The organism is Plantibacter sp. AC185 (assembly GCF_979258065.1).
Genome location: NZ_OZ409831.1, coordinates 442,794 through 457,248, shown reverse-complemented (window position 1 = coordinate 457,248; position 14,455 = coordinate 442,794). Strand labels below are relative to the sequence as shown.

The following is a 14,455-nucleotide window of genomic DNA, read 5'->3' as shown; positions in this document are numbered from 1 at the left end:
GCCGTGCTCGGAGCGGGCAGCTGGGGCACGACGTTCGGCAAGATCCTCGCAGACGGTGGCTCCGACGTGGTCATGTGGGCCAGACGGCCCGAGCTCGCCCGCGAGATCACCGAGGCCAAGCGCAACAGCGACTACCTGCCCGGGATCAATCTGCCGATGCGGATGACGGCGACCGCGAGCATGGTCGACGCCGTGCGCAGTGCCTCGGTCGTGTTCCTGTCCGTCCCGAGCCAGTCCCTGCGCGACAACCTCATCGCGCTCCGCCCGCACCTCGAGGACGGCACCATCGTCGTCTCGCTCATGAAGGGCGTCGAGCGTCGCAGCGGATCCCGGATGAGCGAGGTCATCCGCGAGACCCTCGACATCGACCCGTCACGCATCGCCGTCGCCTCGGGCCCCAACCTCGCGCTCGAGATCGCCCGCGAGCAGCCGACGGCCGCCGTGATCTCCTCGGAGAGCCTCGAGACGGCGCAGACGGTCGCGCTCCTCGCGCGCAACCGGTACTTCCGCAGTTTCGTGAACACCGACGTCATCGGCACCGAGTTCGGCGGTGTGCTCAAGAACCTCATCGCCGTCGCGATCGGCATCGTCGACGGCGTCGGCTACGGCGAGAACACGAAGGCCTCCATCATCACGCGCGGGTTGGTCGAGATGACCGACTTCGCGGTGGCCCACGGCGCGCAGCCGGAGACCCTCTCGGGCCTGGCCGGGCTCGGCGACCTCATCGCGACCTGCCAGTCGCCGCTGTCCCGCAACAACACGGCGGGGCGTCTCCTCGGCCAGGGGTATCAGTTCGACGACGTCGTCAAACAGATGCAGCAGACCGCGGAGGGGCTCGCGTCCGTGGCGCCGGTGCTCGAGCTGGCCAAGGCGAAGGGGGTCGCGATGCCCATCGTCGAACAGGTCAAGCAGGTGCTCGACGGCACGCTCGACCCGAAGGACATCGCACCGCACCTCACGACCGACGACGACGAACCCCAGGGGGAGAGAAGCAACGATGACGCACAAGACCGGAGTGGTGGTGCTCTTTGGAGGCCGTTCAAGCGAGCACTCGATCAGCTGCGCAACGGCGGGCGGCGTCCTCGCCGCGATTGACCGCGAACGGTACGACGTCTACCCGGTCGGGATCGCCCACGACGGCTCGTACGTCCTCGAGGTCGACGACCCGAGCCGGTACGCGCTCGATCCCGCCCACCTGCCGGAGGTCGACCCCTCGCGGCCGGCCGTGCGCTGGCCTGAGCGCGTCGGGAGCCGTGAGCTGACCGTGGTCGGGGAGGACGGCGTCCCGTTCAACCTCGGTCCCATCGACATCGTCTTCCCGATCCTCCACGGTCGGTTCGGCGAGGACGGCACCGTGCAGGGCATGCTCGAGCTCGTCGACCTCCCGTACGTCGGCTCCGGCGTCCTCGCGTCCTCCCTCGGCATGGACAAGCACTTCACGAAGACGGTGCTCCAGGCCGCCGGGATCGCCGTCGCGCCGTGGGTGCGGTTCACCGCCCACGAGTGGGCCACAGCACCCGAGGAGGTGCTCGCATCGCTCGGATCGCTCGGGTCACCGGCGTTCGTGAAGCCGGCGCGAGCCGGTTCGAGCGTCGGCGTGTCGAAGGTGTCGACGCCGGACGCGTTCCGTGCAGCGATCGAACTGGCCCTCGCCGAGGACTCGACCGTGCTCGTCGAGACCGGTCTGGTGGGCCGAGAGGTCGAATGTGCGGTCCTCGAGTCCCTCCCCGGCGAGGCACCTCGGGTCTCGGTGGCCGGCGAGGTCGTCGTGACCGGACGCGACTTCTACGATTTCGAGGCGAAATACCTCGACGCACCCGGTATCGAGCTCGTCTGCCCCGCCGACCTTCGTCCCGAGCAGTTGTCGGAGATGCAGGACCTCTCGCGTCGAGCGTTCGAGGCGTTGGGCTGCGCGGGGCTCGCCCGGGTCGACTTCTTCCTGACCGCGGACGGCTTCGTCGTCAACGAGGTCAACACCATGCCGGGGTTCACTCCGATCTCGATGTTCCCGAGCTGCTGGTTGGCCTCGGGGCTCAGCTACCCCGAGCTCATCACCGAGCTGATCGAGGTCGCGCGCGCCCGCTCCTGAATGCAGCGGCGCCGGAACGGTCAGCCGTCGGTGGGGATCGGGAGGTCGGCGTCGCCGAGGGCGGTGCACTTCCCGGTGACGGGGAGCACGGACACGGCAGGCGCCAGATCGGCCAGGACGGTGCTGCTGGCGACGGCGTCGCCGTCGAGCACGATCTCGACCGCGGGCGTGCGCCCGAAGGTGGTGAACCGGTAGTTCGGCGCGTCGGCGTCGTCGATGATCCAGTCGACCCCGTTCACCGACTGGCACTGCTGCGTGGTCGGGCCGGGGATCGCGACGCCGCAGTGCAGGAGGACCGTCGCGGGATCGCCCCAGGCGCCCGTGGCCTGGGCGTCGGTCCCTCGCTCGGGAAGTTCGGCGACGACGTCGGGCAGACGCACCGTGACCTCAGCGCACTGCGGGTTGTTCGCATCGGCGGCGGGTTCGAGCGCGACGGCGGGCGCGCAGCCGGCGAGGGCCAGGGTTGCGGCTGCGGCGAGGGCGGTGGCGAGGAGCACACGAATCGGGGACATCGCCCACCAGGCTACCGTTGATCCCATGAACGAGTCTGGGAGCGCGTCCGACGATCACGGAACGGTCGGGCCCTGTGTCGGGGACCTCGCCGAGGGGGAGCTGCTCGAGCGCATCTTCCCTCGCCTGCCGCACGCCGACGCCGAACTCCTCGGGCCGGGTGACGATGCCGCGGTGGTCCTGGCGCCCGACGGTCGGTTCGTCGTCACGACGGACACGATGATCCATGGGCCGGACTTCCGGCTGGCGTGGTCGAGCGCCCACGACCTGGGGTGGAAGGCAGCGGCCAGCAACCTGGCGGACGTCGCGGCGATGGGGGCGCGTCCGACGGCACTCGTCGTCGCACTCGCCATGCCCAAGCACCTGCCGGTCGCCGTGCTCGACGGGTTCGCAGACGGACTGCGCGACGCCTGTGCCGAGCTCGCGCCCGGCTGCGGTGTCGTCGGAGGCGATCTGGCCGTGTCCGACGTCTTCATGATCGCGGTGACAGCGTTCGGCGACCTCGAGGGTCGTGCCCCCGTCCGACGCGACGGAGCGCGACCCGGCGATGTGGTCGCGGTCGCGGGGGAGTTGGGTTCGGCTGCGGCAGGCCTGCGACTCCTCTTCTCACGCGGGGTCGACGCCGACGGCGTGCCCTCGGTCGAGGCAGCGGCCGGCCTGCGACGCGATCACCGGGTCGAGGTGGAGGCACAACTCGCGCCACGGCCACCGATCGCCGCCGGTGTCGTCGCCGCCGTCGCCGGTGCCACGGCGATGCTCGACCTGTCGGACGGGCTCGCGCTCGACGCCGGTCGCCTCGCGCGGGCGAGTGGGGTCGCGATCGACCTCCGGGCCGAGGACCTGGGTGCCGACGTGGCGCTCGCCCTCGCCGGCGGCGAGGACCACTCCCTCCTGGCGACGTTCCCGGCCGCCACCACGATCCCCACCGGCTTCCGGACCATCGGCACGGCCCGGACCGGTGCCGGAGTCCTCGTCGACGGTCTGGCCTACGACGGTCGCGCCGGTTGGGACCCCTACCGCGACTGGGACGACGCGTCCGGTTGAGCGGTGTTCCCGGCCGTTGTGGCGCGAGGACCGTGCGGTGACGCGGTGACCGTGACGCGCTGACTCAGACCGGCGTGATCCACCAGACGACGGTCTCGCCGTAGGTGCTCTTCCGCAGGACCTCGAGCGCTGGGGGAAGGGTCGGTTCGGGCGAGCGTGAGCTCCGCTCGACGAGCACGAGCCCGTCGTCGGTGACCAGACCGACGAGCGCGGCGAGGTTGGCCGTGAGCTCCGCCTCGGGGAGGTCGTACGGGGGATCGATGAAGACGAGGTCGGACGGGACCGTCGCCCCGGACAGGTAGGCGCCGACCGACTTGGCGTGCACCGTGATGCGTGGTGCCGCACCGCGAGGTGCTGCCGAGGTCACGATCTTCGCGTTGTCGCGACACAGCTTCGCCGCCTCCGACCCTCGGTCGACGAGGGTGACGACCGCGGCACCCCGGCTGGCACACTCGAGTCCCAGCGACCCCGACCCTGCGTACAGGTCGAGCACCTCGGCTCCGGCGAGCACGTCGCGGGCCTCCAACGCGGAGAAGAGTGCCTCGCGGACGCGATCGCTCGTCGGTCGTGTCCCGCTGCCCGGGACCCGGATCGTGCGTGATCCGGCGAAACCCGAGATGATCCTGATGCCGGCCATGGTCCCATCCTCGCAGGCTGCGCGAAGCCGGGCGAACCGCCGTGTCCGAGGTCCCGAATAGAATCGACGGCATGACGGGGATCGAGCTGGGCACGAAGCTCGGCGGTGTCCTCGGCGGACGGACCGCGACGGCACTCCAGAAGGCGTTCGGCGTCGAGACCGTCGGCGACCTCCTGGAGCACTACCCGCGTCGCTACGCGAAGCGCGGCGAGCTGACGGTCATCGGCCTGCTGCCGCTCGGCGAGGACGTGACGATCGTCGCCGACGTCCTCGAGGTCCGCGACCGCCAGATGAAGCAACGCAAGGGTTCCATCCTCGAGGTCGTCATCTCCGACGGTCAGGGTCGGCTCAACCTCACCTTCTTCAACCAGCCCTGGCGCGCGAACGAACTCCGGCCGGGACTCCGCGGCATCTTCGCAGGCAAGGTCGGCGACTACCGCGGCAGTTATCAGCTCGCCCACCCGCAGTACCAGATCTTCCCCGACGACGCTGAAGCCCCGGCGCTCGCCGACGCCCAGGCGAAGGCGTGGTCGGAGGCGCCCATCCCGATCTACCCGGCGACGAGCACGATCACGAGCTGGAACCTCAGACAATCCGTCGAGCTGGTTCTGGACGCCCTGCCGCCGCAGGAGGACCCCGTCCCGCGGTCGGTCCGGGCGGCGAGGGGTGAGCTCTCCTTCGACGCCGCGATCCGTGCCGTCCACCGCCCGACGGTCGACCGCGACTGGCAGCGCGGTCGCCGCAGCCTGCGGTACCAGGAGGCGTACCTCCTCCAGACGGCCCTGCTCCAGCAGCGTGCGGCCACCCGTGCGCTGGCGGCCGAACCCCGCGTGCCGAAAGCCGGCGGCTACCTCGAGCGCCTCGATGCCGCGCTCCCGTTCGAGCTGACCGGCGACCAGCAGACGGTCGGCACGGAGATCGCGGCCGACCTCGCGCAGCCCAATCCGATGAACCGGCTCGTCCAGGGCGAGGTCGGTTCGGGCAAGACGCTCGTCGCCCTCCGGGCCATGGCGGCCGTCGCCGACAGCGGGGGACAGTCGGTGCTCCTGGCGCCCACCGAGGTCCTCGCGGCGCAGCACCTGCGGTCGATCGTCCGTTCGCTCGGCCCCGACCTCTCGGCCGAGCTCATGCCGACGCTGCTCACCGGCCAGCTGCCGACGTCCGATCGCAAACGCGCGCTGCTGCGGATCGTCGCAGGCCAGGCGCGGATCGTGATCGGGACGCACGCGCTGCTGGGTGACGCCGTGACCTTCGCCGATCTGGGGATGGTCGTCGTCGACGAACAGCACCGCTTCGGCGTGGAGCAGCGCGACCAGCTCCGTCAGAAGGGACGCACACCGCCGCACGTCCTCGTGCTGACCGCGACGCCGATCCCACGGACCGTGGCCATGACCGTCTTCGGCGACCTCGACGTCAGCATCATCAAGGAGCTGCCACGCGGGCGGCAGGGGATCGAGAGCTTCGTGGTCGCCCTGGCCGATCACCCGCGGTGGATCTCCCGCGTCTGGGAACGCCTCGCCGAGGAACTCGCGCAGGGACGGCAGGGGTTCGTGGTGTGCCCGGCGATCGACGCCAAGGAGGTCGAGCCCGGTGAGGCGCTCGAGGAGGACGCCGACCCGGCGCGCCCGATCGCGTCCGTGCTCACCACGGTGGAGCAGCTGCGTACCCACCCACTGCTCGCGTCACGACGCATCGACGTCCTCCACGGCCGGATGAGCGCGGAGGAGAAGGACCGGACGATGCGGGCCTTCGCCGCCGGTGAGATCGACGTGCTCGTGGCGACGACGGTCATCGAGGTGGGCGTCGACGTCCCCAACGCCTCGACGATGGTCGTGCTCGACGCGGAGCGCTTCGGGGTGTCGCAGCTCCACCAGCTCCGCGGACGCGTCGGCCGAGGCGGCGTCCCGGGTCTGTGTCTGCTCGTCACCGCGGCGGAGGCGGAGAGCACCGCACGCGAGCGCGTCGACGCGGTGGCCGCGACGCTCGACGGCTTCGACCTCGCGCAGGTCGACCTCGAACTGCGGCGCGAGGGCGACGTCCTCGGCAGCATGCAGTCGGGCGGGCGGTCCTCGCTCAAGCTGCTCCGGGTCGTGCACGACAGCGAGGTCATCATCGAGGCGCGGGCGGATGCCGCCGAACTCCTCGACACCGATCCCGACCTCGCCGACCACCCGGTGCTGGCCGAAGCGCTCCGCCGGCGCCTCGACGAATCCGACCGCGCCGCGCTCGCCAAGAACTGAGCACCGATAGGCTGGCGGCATGAAGCGGATCGCCGTCGTCCCCGGATCGTTCGACCCAGTCACCCTCGGTCACCTGGATGTCATCGAGCGGGCGGCGCGCATCTTCGACGAACTGCACGTGCTGGTCGTGCACAACCCCGACAAGTCCGCGCTGCTGCCGATGCCGCAGCGGGTGTCCCTGCTCGAGCGCTCCATCGCCGACGGCGGGTTGCCCGACAACATCGTCGTCGCGCAGTGGAACGTCGGCCTGCTCGTCGACTACTGCACGGACGTCGGCGCGAGCGTGCTCGTGAAGGGCATCCGCTCGCAGGTCGACGTCGCGTACGAGACGCCCATGGCCATCATGAACCGCAGCCTCGCCGGCGTGGAGACGGTCTTCCTCCTGCCTGATCCGGCACACGCGCACGTCTCCAGTTCACTCGTCCGGCAGGTGGCCGCGCTCGGTGGCGATGTCAGCCCGTACGTCCCGCAGGTGGTGGCGACCTTCCTCCAGGAGGGCTAGGGCGTCCTCCCGGTCGGGTTCGGCGTAGAATCGTCGATCGTGACTAGGAAGAGAACGAACAATTCGCCGTTCAGCGTCAACGTGCGCGATCTGGTGAACCGTCCCGGGGAGATGCGCGAGCACGACCTCGAGGTGGTGCTCGCCGAGCGCTGGGGCGAGGGTCTGGTCGCCGTCCAGGAGGGCACGACGCTCTCCGAGCAGGTGCGTCTCGAATCCGTTCACGAGGGGATCCTCGTGACCGTCGACGTCGACGCACTGGCGACCGGCGAGTGCGGACGCTGCCTCCGCGACATCGAACTGCCTGTCGAAGTCGAGATTCAGGAACTTTTCGCGTATCCTAATTCGGAAGCGTCTGACTTCGAGGTTCACGACGACCACGTGGATCTTGAACCTCTGGTCAGAGATGCGGTAGTTCTCGCATTGCCGTTTCAGCCGGTGTGCCAGCCGGATTGCCCCGGACTCGACCCCGAGACCGGTGAGCGGCTGGCCGAACGTCCGGAACGACACCCTCACGACGTCGCAGATCCTCGCTGGTCTGCGCTCGCGGGCTTGTCCTCAGACTCCGTACTTGACACAGACGCCAGTAGCGCCCAGCGCGCCGCTGCAGACACAGAAGAGAGATAGATCATGGCTGGAAACCCCCCGAAGCGGAAGGTCTCGCGCTCGAACACCCGCTCGCGTCGCTCGCAGTGGAAGGCCGCCGTGCCGACGCTCGTGAAGACGGTGGAGAACGGCCGCGTCACGTACAGCCTGCCGCACCGCGCCAAGGTCGTCGAGGACTCGCAGGGCACCGCCCTGTACCTCGAGTACAAGGGCCGCAAGGTCGCAGACGTCTGATCCGCGCGTTGAACGTCCGCGTTCGAACAGCGTGAACACGAATCATTCCGACCACACCGGAATCGGCTCCGCATCGGAGACCGATCCCGGTGTGGTCGTTTTCGCACGGCAACTGGGTGTCGACGTCTCGTACGAGCTGCTCGACTTGGCGCTGACGCACCGCTCGTACGCGTACGAGCACGGTGGACTCCCGCACAACGAGCGCCTCGAGTTCCTCGGCGACTCGATCCTCGGGCAGGCCGTCACCGTCATGCTCTACCGCGACTTCCCGCACCTCGACGAAGGGCAGCTGGCGAAGCGTCGGGCGAGCCTCGTCTCGACGATCGCGCTCGCCGAGGTCGCGCGTTCGATCGGTCTGGGCGAGCGGATCAAGCTCGGCAAGGGCGAGGACCAGACCGGAGGCCGCGACAAGGCGTCCATCCTGGCCGACACGATGGAGGCCGTCATCGGCGCGACGTACCTGTCGGCCGGACCCGACGCCGCGACGGCACTCGTCCTGCGCCTGGTGAACCCCCTCCTCGAGAACCCTGAGCGCTTCGGCGCGGCGATGGACCCGAAGACGAGCCTCCAGGAGGCCGCCGCGGCCATCGGTGCGCCGACGCCCGTCTACGAGATCGCCAGCTCCGGCCCCGACCACAACCGACGGTTCGTCGCGACGGTCACCGTGGGCACCGCGGTCACGGCGACGGGCTCCGGCACGAGCAAGAAGCACGCCGAGATGGCGGCGGCCCTGGAAGCCTGGTCGAGGATCAGTGCCGGAACTCCCTGAGGTCGAGGTCGTCCGCGCCGGCTTGGAGCCCGCCGTCAGCGGGGCGACGATCGCCGGCGTCGAGGTCTTCGACGAACGCTCCCTGCGCCGCCACGCGAGTGGTGTCGCCGACTTCACGGCACGGCTGACGGGGCGGACCATCCGATCTGCCGTCCGACGCGGGAAGTTCCTCTGGTTCCCCCTCGACGACGATGAGGCGATCGTCGGTCACCTGGGCATGAGCGGGCAGATGCTGCTCCGGTCACCTGGCGATGACGCCGACCGACTCCTGCGCATCCGCTTGCAGCTGGAGCATCCCGAGCACGGCGAGCTCTGGCTGCACTTCGTGGACCAGCGGATCTTCGGCTCCATGGCGGTGACCGCGCTCGTCCCGACGACGGACGGAGCCGCAGGTGGGTTCGGCGACGAGGTCGCGATGGTGCCGGACCAGGTCGCGCACATCGCCCGCGACCCGATGGACCCGGCCTTCGACGACGCCGGCTTCCTCCGACGACTGCGCGAGAAACGCACCGGCGTGAAGCGGGCGCTCCTCGATCAGACCCTGGTCAGCGGGATCGGCAACATCTACGCGGACGAGTCGCTCTGGGCGGCGCGCATCCACCCCGAGCAGGAGACCGCCCGTCTCGGGCTCGGACGCGCCGGCCGGCTGCTCGAGGAGGTCCGTGCCGTGCTCGCCAAGGCCCTGGCCGAGGGCGGGACGAGCTTCGACGCCCAGTACGTGAACGTCAACGGTCAGGCGGGGTACTTCGCCCACAGCCTGAACGCCTACGGAAGGCAGGGCAAACCGTGCGCGCGCTGCGGCACGCTCATCGTCCGCGAGCAGTTCATGAACCGGGGCTCGCACCGCTGTCCCGTGTGCCAGCGCCGCACCTGACGATCAGTCGCTGCGGGGGAGTCGGCGCTGCCACTCTCCGGAATAGCCGACGATGCGGAACCCGAGTCGGTCGTTGATCGCGAGCATGTGCGCGTTCTCGTCGGCGTTCCAGGTGTAGATCCGGGACCGCTCGGGTGCCTGATCGGCGAGTGCGAGGAGGTTCGCCGCCTTCATCCAGAGTCCGAGGCCGTGTCCCCGGTGGTCGGCGAGCACGAGCGTGTCCCACTGCTCCGCGTGTTCCTTGCCCTCGCCGAGGACGAGCTCGCTGTACCCGGCGACCGCGCCGCTGTCGTGGTGGACGGCGGCGACGACGATCGCGTGGTCGCCAGACGCCGCCAGCTGTGCCTCGCGGGCGCGGACCCGCTCGGGCGTCCAGACCTCGGGGTCGAGCTCCAGATCGGCGGCCGGGATGTCGGTCGCCATGTGTTCGCGGGCTGTGGCGAGTGATCCGAGCAGCTCGTCGGGGGTGCGGTCCACCCAGTGCACGAGGCGGTACTCGTGTCCGGCTCGGGCGGTCGACGTCGCGACGATGTCCGGCAGCTCCCCGAGCGTCGTGGCGAGGTCGCAGCGGTTGGTCCGCTCGACCTGCGCGAGGGCGTATCCACGATCGAGCATGAACCGGCTGGCCGCGGCGTTCGCGGGGATCGCCCGATCGCCGACGCTCGCACCGAGGAGCGGTTCGCCGGCCGGGATGTCGTCGACGGCGTGCTGGGTGAAGGCGGTCACTGTCGGGCGACCGGCCGCGAGGGCCCGTCGCTCCAGCTCCAGCAGGAGCGCTGTGCCGATCCCACGACGACGCGCGTCGGGGAGGACACCGACGTCCAGGGAGGCCGTCACCGCGTCGGCCTCGGCGCCGTACCCGAGCCAGCCGCGACCGACCACACGGCCGTCGAGGGCGGCGGCGAGCAGGACGCGTCGCTGGAACCGCTGGCTGCGGTACTCGGGCAGGGTCATTGCGGAGGTCAGAGCGAAGTCGTCGGTGGACCAGATCTCCGCTTCGAGCGTGTTCGCGACCTCCTGGACCGCTTCGAACACGGCTGAGCTCCCGGACGCCGGGATCTCCACCTCGTCGATCGTGACGCGCATCGTCGCCTCCCTCCCACACCAGACCGTCCTGGGTGATGCGGTCCATGGTACGACCGCCCCGGCGGGCCGGCACAGCGTGGTGTCCCTCGTCCGTCCGCGGATTCGCTACCGTAGTGCACAGCATCCGCGACGCGGGAGAGGAGGTGCGCGTGTACCTGAAGAGCCTGACGCTCAAAGGGTTCAAGTCCTTCGCGCACCCCACCACCTTCGCGTTCGAGCAGGGCGTCACCTGCGTCGTGGGTCCCAACGGCTCCGGCAAGTCGAACGTCGTCGACGCGCTCGCCTGGGTGATGGGCGAGCAGGGGGCGAAGACCCTCCGCGGCGGCAAGATGGAGGACGTCATCTTCGCCGGCACGTCGACCAGGGGACCGCTCGGTCGAGCCGAGGTCACGCTCACCATCGACAACAGCGACGGCGCACTGCCCATCGAGTACACCGAGGTGACGATCAGCCGCACCCTGTTCCGCAACGGCGGGAGCGAGTACGCCATCAACGGCGACACGTGCCGGTTGCTCGACGTCCAGGAGCTCCTGAGCGACTCCGGTCTGGGCCGCGAGATGCACGTCATCGTCGGACAGGGGCAGCTCGACGCGGTGCTGCGGGCGACGCCCGAGGAGCGACGCGGCTTCATCGAGGAGGCGGCCGGCATCCTGAAGCACCGCCGACGCAAGGAGAAGACGCTCCGGAAGCTCGAGGCGATGCAGACCAACCTCACGCGGTTGAGCGACCTCGCCGGCGAGATCCGCCGGCAGCTGAAGCCGCTCGGTCGTCAGGCGGAGATCGCCCGGGAGGCGCAGACGATCGCCGCGGTCGTCCGCGACGCCCGCGCTCGGATCCTCGCGGACGACGTCGTGGGCCTCCGGCGTTCCCTCGACGAGCACAACCGCTCGGAGAGTGAGCGCCACAGCGAGCGCCTCGTCCTCCAGGAGCAGCTGGAACAGGCGGAACTGCGGATCAACCGGATCGAGCAGGCACAACTCGGCGACGCGGTCGACGACGCCCGCCGGATCACCTTCGAGCTCGAGAGCGTGCAGGAGCGCCTCCGGAACCTGTACACGCTCGCCAATCAGCGGCTCGCACTCCTCGGCTCTTCGACGGACGCGACGGCCGCCGAACCCCGGATCACGAAGCAGATGGTCGCCGACGCGACCGCGGAGATCGACGGACTGCGGGTGGCGGTCGCCGACGCGGAGCGCGCGTTGCAGGAGGCGCAGGCGGACACCCGCGCGAAGCGCGCCGCACTCGACGCGGTGGACGTCGAGATCGCAGCGCAGAGCGCGCTCGTGTCACGACACGACCTGGAGCTCTCCAAGCTCGCGGGTGCCGTCGACGCCGCCGGGTCCAAACTCGCCGCGGTCCGTGGCGAGGCGTTGCGCCAGCAGAACGCGATCGACGCCGCTGCCCTCCGTCTGGACGCCGCGCGGCTGGAGTATGAAGCGCTCGAGGACGACCCGACCCTGGCGGACGCCGCCGACTCCGGACTCGACGACGCCTACGAGGCGGCCCAGCGCGGCGCAGCGGAGGCCGAAGGGGAGATCGAGGGCCTGCGCGAGCAGCTCCACACCCTCGAACGTGAACGCGATTCGCTCGGCGCCAAGACCAGTGCACTCTCGCGCGCCCTCGACCTCAAGACCGGCTCGGCCGAGCTCGCTGCGAGCGGTCTCGACGGGATCGACGGGATCGTCGCGGACCGGGTGCAGGTCCGACCCGGCCACGAGTCGGCTGTGGCCGCAGCGCTCGGCACGCTCGCGGAGGCCGCCGTCGCCGTCGACCGGCACGCTGCCCGTCGGGCGCTCGATCACGCGGCCGACCAGGAGCTCGGCCGGGTCGAGATCGTCATCGCCGACGGTGCGCGAGACGTCCCGGACGTGCCCGCCGGGTTCACCTCGGCTGCCGAGCTGGTGGATGCCCCTCCGGGCGTGCTGGGGATCCTCGCCTCGGTCCTCGTCGTCGACTCGCTCGACGACGCGATCGCGGCGTACGACCGACTCGGCTCGTCGCTCAGCGCGTTCACCCTCGTGACCCGCGACGGCGCAGTGGTAACGGACAGCATCGTCCGCGGGGGGAGCGGCGGAGCGCAGAGTCGCATCGAGCTGCTGGCCGAGCGCGATGCTGCCGCCGATCGACACGGTGAGGTCGAGTCGCTCATCGAACGGGCGCGCTTCGCCCTGGCCGAGCAGCGCACGATCCTGCAGGAGGCGAAGCAGACCGCGCAGGCGGCGCTCAGCGCCCTCCGCGAGTTCGACGCCAACCGTGCCTCACAGGCCGAGCGCGTGAACCGGGTCACGGTCCGGTACGAATCCGCGCAGGCCGAACACGACCGCCTCCTCGCAGCTGCCGGGACGGCGGAGGCGGCCGTCGCCGACGCCGCTGCCGCCGTGGAACGGGCCAAGCTGGACCACGACACCGCTCGCGCGCGTCCACGACCGCTCCTCGACGTCTCGGCACGCGATGGGCTCTCCGCCGAACTGGACGCGGCGCGCGAGGCCGAAGTGCAGCGCCGCCTCCTCCTCGAGACCGCGCGCGAACGCGTGCGGGCGGAGGAGCTCGCGATCGCGAACCTCGAGCGGCAGCGGCAGGCCGACCAGGCCGCAGCTGAGGAAGCGGCTCGGCGTGCCGTCATCCGTGCGCGCCAGGCCGCGGCCGCCACCGCCGTGACGGAGGCGCTCCCGCCCGTCCTCGACTCGGTCGACCGGTCGGTCACCGAGGCCCGCGTCGCGCTCGCGGCAGCCGAGGCGACGCGGTCCAGCCGGAACGCCGAGCTCGTGCGACTGCGCGGCGAGGAGCACACGCTCCGGCAGCGGCTGCAGGTCGTCACCGAGAGCGTCCACGGCCTCGAACTCCAGATCTACGAGAAGAAGCTCCACTTGTCCGGTCTGCTCGAGCGCGCCGGGTCGGAGCTGGGACTCGTCGAGGACGTGCTCGTCGCCGAGTACGGGCCCGAGGTTCCGGTGCCCGTCGACCCTCCGACACCCCGCGCGACCGCCCGCTCGGCTGTGCGAACGGCCGACGACACCGGTTCGGAGGTCTCGCCCGAGACGACGACGCCCGACTCGGACGAGGCACCCGAGGCACTTGCCGACGGACCCGCGGCGCCGGACGCCGAGCCGGAAGAGGAACCCACCGAGGAGTCGGACGACGTGCCGACGACGCCCTACGTCCGCGCCGAGCAGCAGAAGCGTCTCGTAGCAGCGGAGCGCACCTACGCCCAACTCGGGCGGGTCAACCCGCTCGCGCTCGAGGAGTTCGCGGCACTCGAACAGCGCCACCGCTTCCTCACCGAACAGCTCGCCGACCTCACCAGCACCCGCGCCGACCTGCTGTCGATCATCGAGGACATCGACGGGAAGATGGAGGTCATCTTCGCCTCGGCGTTCGCCGACACCGAAGCCGCCTTCACCGAGGTGTTCCCGATCCTGTTCCCGGGCGGCACGGGCAGCATCTCGCTCACCGACCCCGAGCACATGCTCACCACGGGTATCGAGGTGTCGGTCAAGCCCGCCGGTAAGAAGATCGAGCGCCTGTCGCTCCTGTCGGGTGGGGAGCGCTCGCTCGCCGCGGTCGCCCTCCTCATCGCCATCTTCAAAGCCCGGCCGAGCCCGTTCTACATCATGGACGAGGTGGAGGCGGCCCTCGATGACGCGAACCTCGGGCGGCTCCTCACCATCTTCGAGGACCTCCGTCAGACGAGCCAGCTCATCGTCATCACGCACCAGAAGCGCACCATGGAGATCGCCGACGCCCTCTACGGCGTCTCGATGCGGCAGGACGGGGTGTCGGCCGTCGTCGGTCAGCGCGTGGCAGCAGAACGCGCGAGCTGATCCGGTCTCGTGCCCACGCGACGGGACCGCGTCGCCGACGGCTACG

13 protein-coding genes are annotated in these 14,455 nt (G+C 70.4%); 10 read left to right on the top strand and 3 right to left on the bottom strand.

What is annotated here, in order from left to right; all coding sequences use genetic code 11:
- The first annotated feature begins 3 nt into the window (after positions 1-3).
- Together ACZZZB_RS02085 and ACZZZB_RS02080 are read left to right on the top strand one after the other, a co-directional pair.
- Positions 4-1,095: an NAD(P)H-dependent glycerol-3-phosphate dehydrogenase gene (locus ACZZZB_RS02085; protein ID WP_463528870.1), complete on the top strand. Its 1,092-nt coding sequence runs from the start codon at positions 4-6 to the stop codon at positions 1,093-1,095.
- Positions 998-2,089 (top strand): D-alanine--D-alanine ligase family protein, encoded by a 1,092-nt coding sequence (locus ACZZZB_RS02080; RefSeq protein WP_463528869.1) that lies wholly within the window; start codon positions 998-1,000, stop codon positions 2,087-2,089. The genes ACZZZB_RS02085 and ACZZZB_RS02080 overlap by 98 nt, the downstream gene beginning before the upstream one ends.
- Before the next feature lie 20 nt (positions 2,090-2,109).
- Here the strand turns inward: ACZZZB_RS02080 and ACZZZB_RS02075 are convergent, their stop codons facing one another.
- Complete coding sequence (locus tag ACZZZB_RS02075; RefSeq protein ID WP_138946803.1) at positions 2,110-2,601, bottom strand: DUF3515 family protein; 492 nt, start codon at positions 2,599-2,601, stop codon at positions 2,110-2,112.
- Between the two features lie 25 nt (positions 2,602-2,626).
- On the opposite strand from ACZZZB_RS02075, the gene thiL reads away from it, so the two are divergent.
- Positions 2,627-3,643, top strand: coding sequence for a thiamine-phosphate kinase (thiL, locus tag ACZZZB_RS02070; RefSeq protein ID WP_192018141.1), 1,017 nt, complete (start codon positions 2,627-2,629; stop codon positions 3,641-3,643).
- 64 nt (positions 3,644-3,707) lie between these two features.
- Here thiL and ACZZZB_RS02065 read toward each other — a convergent pair whose 3' ends face one another.
- Positions 3,708-4,280, bottom strand: coding sequence for an RsmD family RNA methyltransferase (locus ACZZZB_RS02065; RefSeq protein ID WP_192018140.1), 573 nt, complete (start codon positions 4,278-4,280; stop codon positions 3,708-3,710).
- 71 nt (positions 4,281-4,351) lie between these two features.
- Between ACZZZB_RS02065 and ACZZZB_RS02060 the strand changes: the two genes are divergently transcribed.
- The 6 genes from ACZZZB_RS02060 to mutM all read left to right on the top strand — a co-directional run bounded on the left by ACZZZB_RS02060 (position 4,352) and on the right by mutM (position 9,502).
- Positions 4,352-6,520, top strand: coding sequence for an ATP-dependent DNA helicase RecG (locus tag ACZZZB_RS02060; RefSeq protein WP_463528868.1), 2,169 nt, complete (start codon positions 4,352-4,354; stop codon positions 6,518-6,520).
- 19 nt (positions 6,521-6,539) lie between these two features.
- On the top strand, positions 6,540-7,022 hold the full coding sequence (gene coaD / locus ACZZZB_RS02055) for a pantetheine-phosphate adenylyltransferase (RefSeq protein WP_064296302.1): 483 nt from the start codon (positions 6,540-6,542) through the stop codon (positions 7,020-7,022).
- Positions 7,023-7,133: 111 nt separating this feature from the next.
- Entirely contained in the window at positions 7,134-7,646 is a 513-nt protein-coding gene (locus ACZZZB_RS02050; RefSeq protein ID WP_079706272.1) for a YceD family protein, read from the top strand.
- 3 nt (positions 7,647-7,649) lie between these two features.
- Positions 7,650-7,859 carry a 50S ribosomal protein L32 gene (rpmF, locus tag ACZZZB_RS02045; protein WP_056006932.1) on the top strand — a complete coding sequence of 70 codons (210 nt, stop codon included), beginning with the start codon at positions 7,650-7,652 and terminating at the stop codon, positions 7,857-7,859.
- A gap of 91 nt (positions 7,860-7,950) precedes the next feature.
- Entirely contained in the window at positions 7,951-8,628 is a 678-nt protein-coding gene (rnc, locus tag ACZZZB_RS02040) for a ribonuclease III (RefSeq protein ID WP_463528867.1), read from the top strand.
- A complete protein-coding gene (mutM, locus tag ACZZZB_RS02035) occupies positions 8,612-9,502 on the top strand; it encodes a bifunctional DNA-formamidopyrimidine glycosylase/DNA-(apurinic or apyrimidinic site) lyase (protein ID WP_079705643.1) in 891 nt (296 codons plus the stop codon). Before rnc ends, mutM begins: the two co-directional genes overlap by 17 nt.
- 3 nt (positions 9,503-9,505) lie before the next feature.
- Here the strand turns inward: mutM and ACZZZB_RS02030 are convergent, their stop codons facing one another.
- The gene (locus ACZZZB_RS02030; protein ID WP_463528866.1) at positions 9,506-10,588 is read right to left on the bottom strand and encodes an N-acetyltransferase family protein; all 1,083 of its coding nucleotides are present in this window, start codon (positions 10,586-10,588) and stop codon (positions 9,506-9,508) included.
- Between the two features lie 149 nt (positions 10,589-10,737).
- Between ACZZZB_RS02030 and ACZZZB_RS02025 the strand changes: the two genes are divergently transcribed.
- Complete coding sequence (locus ACZZZB_RS02025) at positions 10,738-14,409, top strand: chromosome segregation SMC family protein (RefSeq protein WP_463528865.1); 3,672 nt, start codon at positions 10,738-10,740, stop codon at positions 14,407-14,409.
- Positions 14,410-14,455 lie beyond the last annotated feature (46 nt).

Coding starts and splice junctions, on each gene's coding strand:
- ACZZZB_RS02080 (WP_463528869.1), top strand. CDS start 998: ATGACGCACAAGACCGGAGTGGTGGTGCTCTTTGGAGGCCGTTCAAGC.
- ACZZZB_RS02075 (WP_138946803.1), bottom strand. CDS start 2,601: ATGTCCCCGATTCGTGTGCTCCTCGCCACCGCCCTCGCCGCAGCCGCA.
- thiL (WP_192018141.1), top strand. CDS start 2,627: ATGAACGAGTCTGGGAGCGCGTCCGACGATCACGGAACGGTCGGGCCC.
- ACZZZB_RS02065 (WP_192018140.1), bottom strand. CDS start 4,280: ATGGCCGGCATCAGGATCATCTCGGGTTTCGCCGGATCACGCACGATC.
- ACZZZB_RS02060 (WP_463528868.1), top strand. CDS start 4,352: ATGACGGGGATCGAGCTGGGCACGAAGCTCGGCGGTGTCCTCGGCGGA.
- coaD (WP_064296302.1), top strand. CDS start 6,540: ATGAAGCGGATCGCCGTCGTCCCCGGATCGTTCGACCCAGTCACCCTC.
- ACZZZB_RS02050 (WP_079706272.1), top strand. CDS start 7,134: ATGCGCGAGCACGACCTCGAGGTGGTGCTCGCCGAGCGCTGGGGCGAG.
- rpmF (WP_056006932.1), top strand. CDS start 7,650: ATGGCTGGAAACCCCCCGAAGCGGAAGGTCTCGCGCTCGAACACCCGC.
- ACZZZB_RS02030 (WP_463528866.1), bottom strand. CDS start 10,588: ATGCGCGTCACGATCGACGAGGTGGAGATCCCGGCGTCCGGGAGCTCA.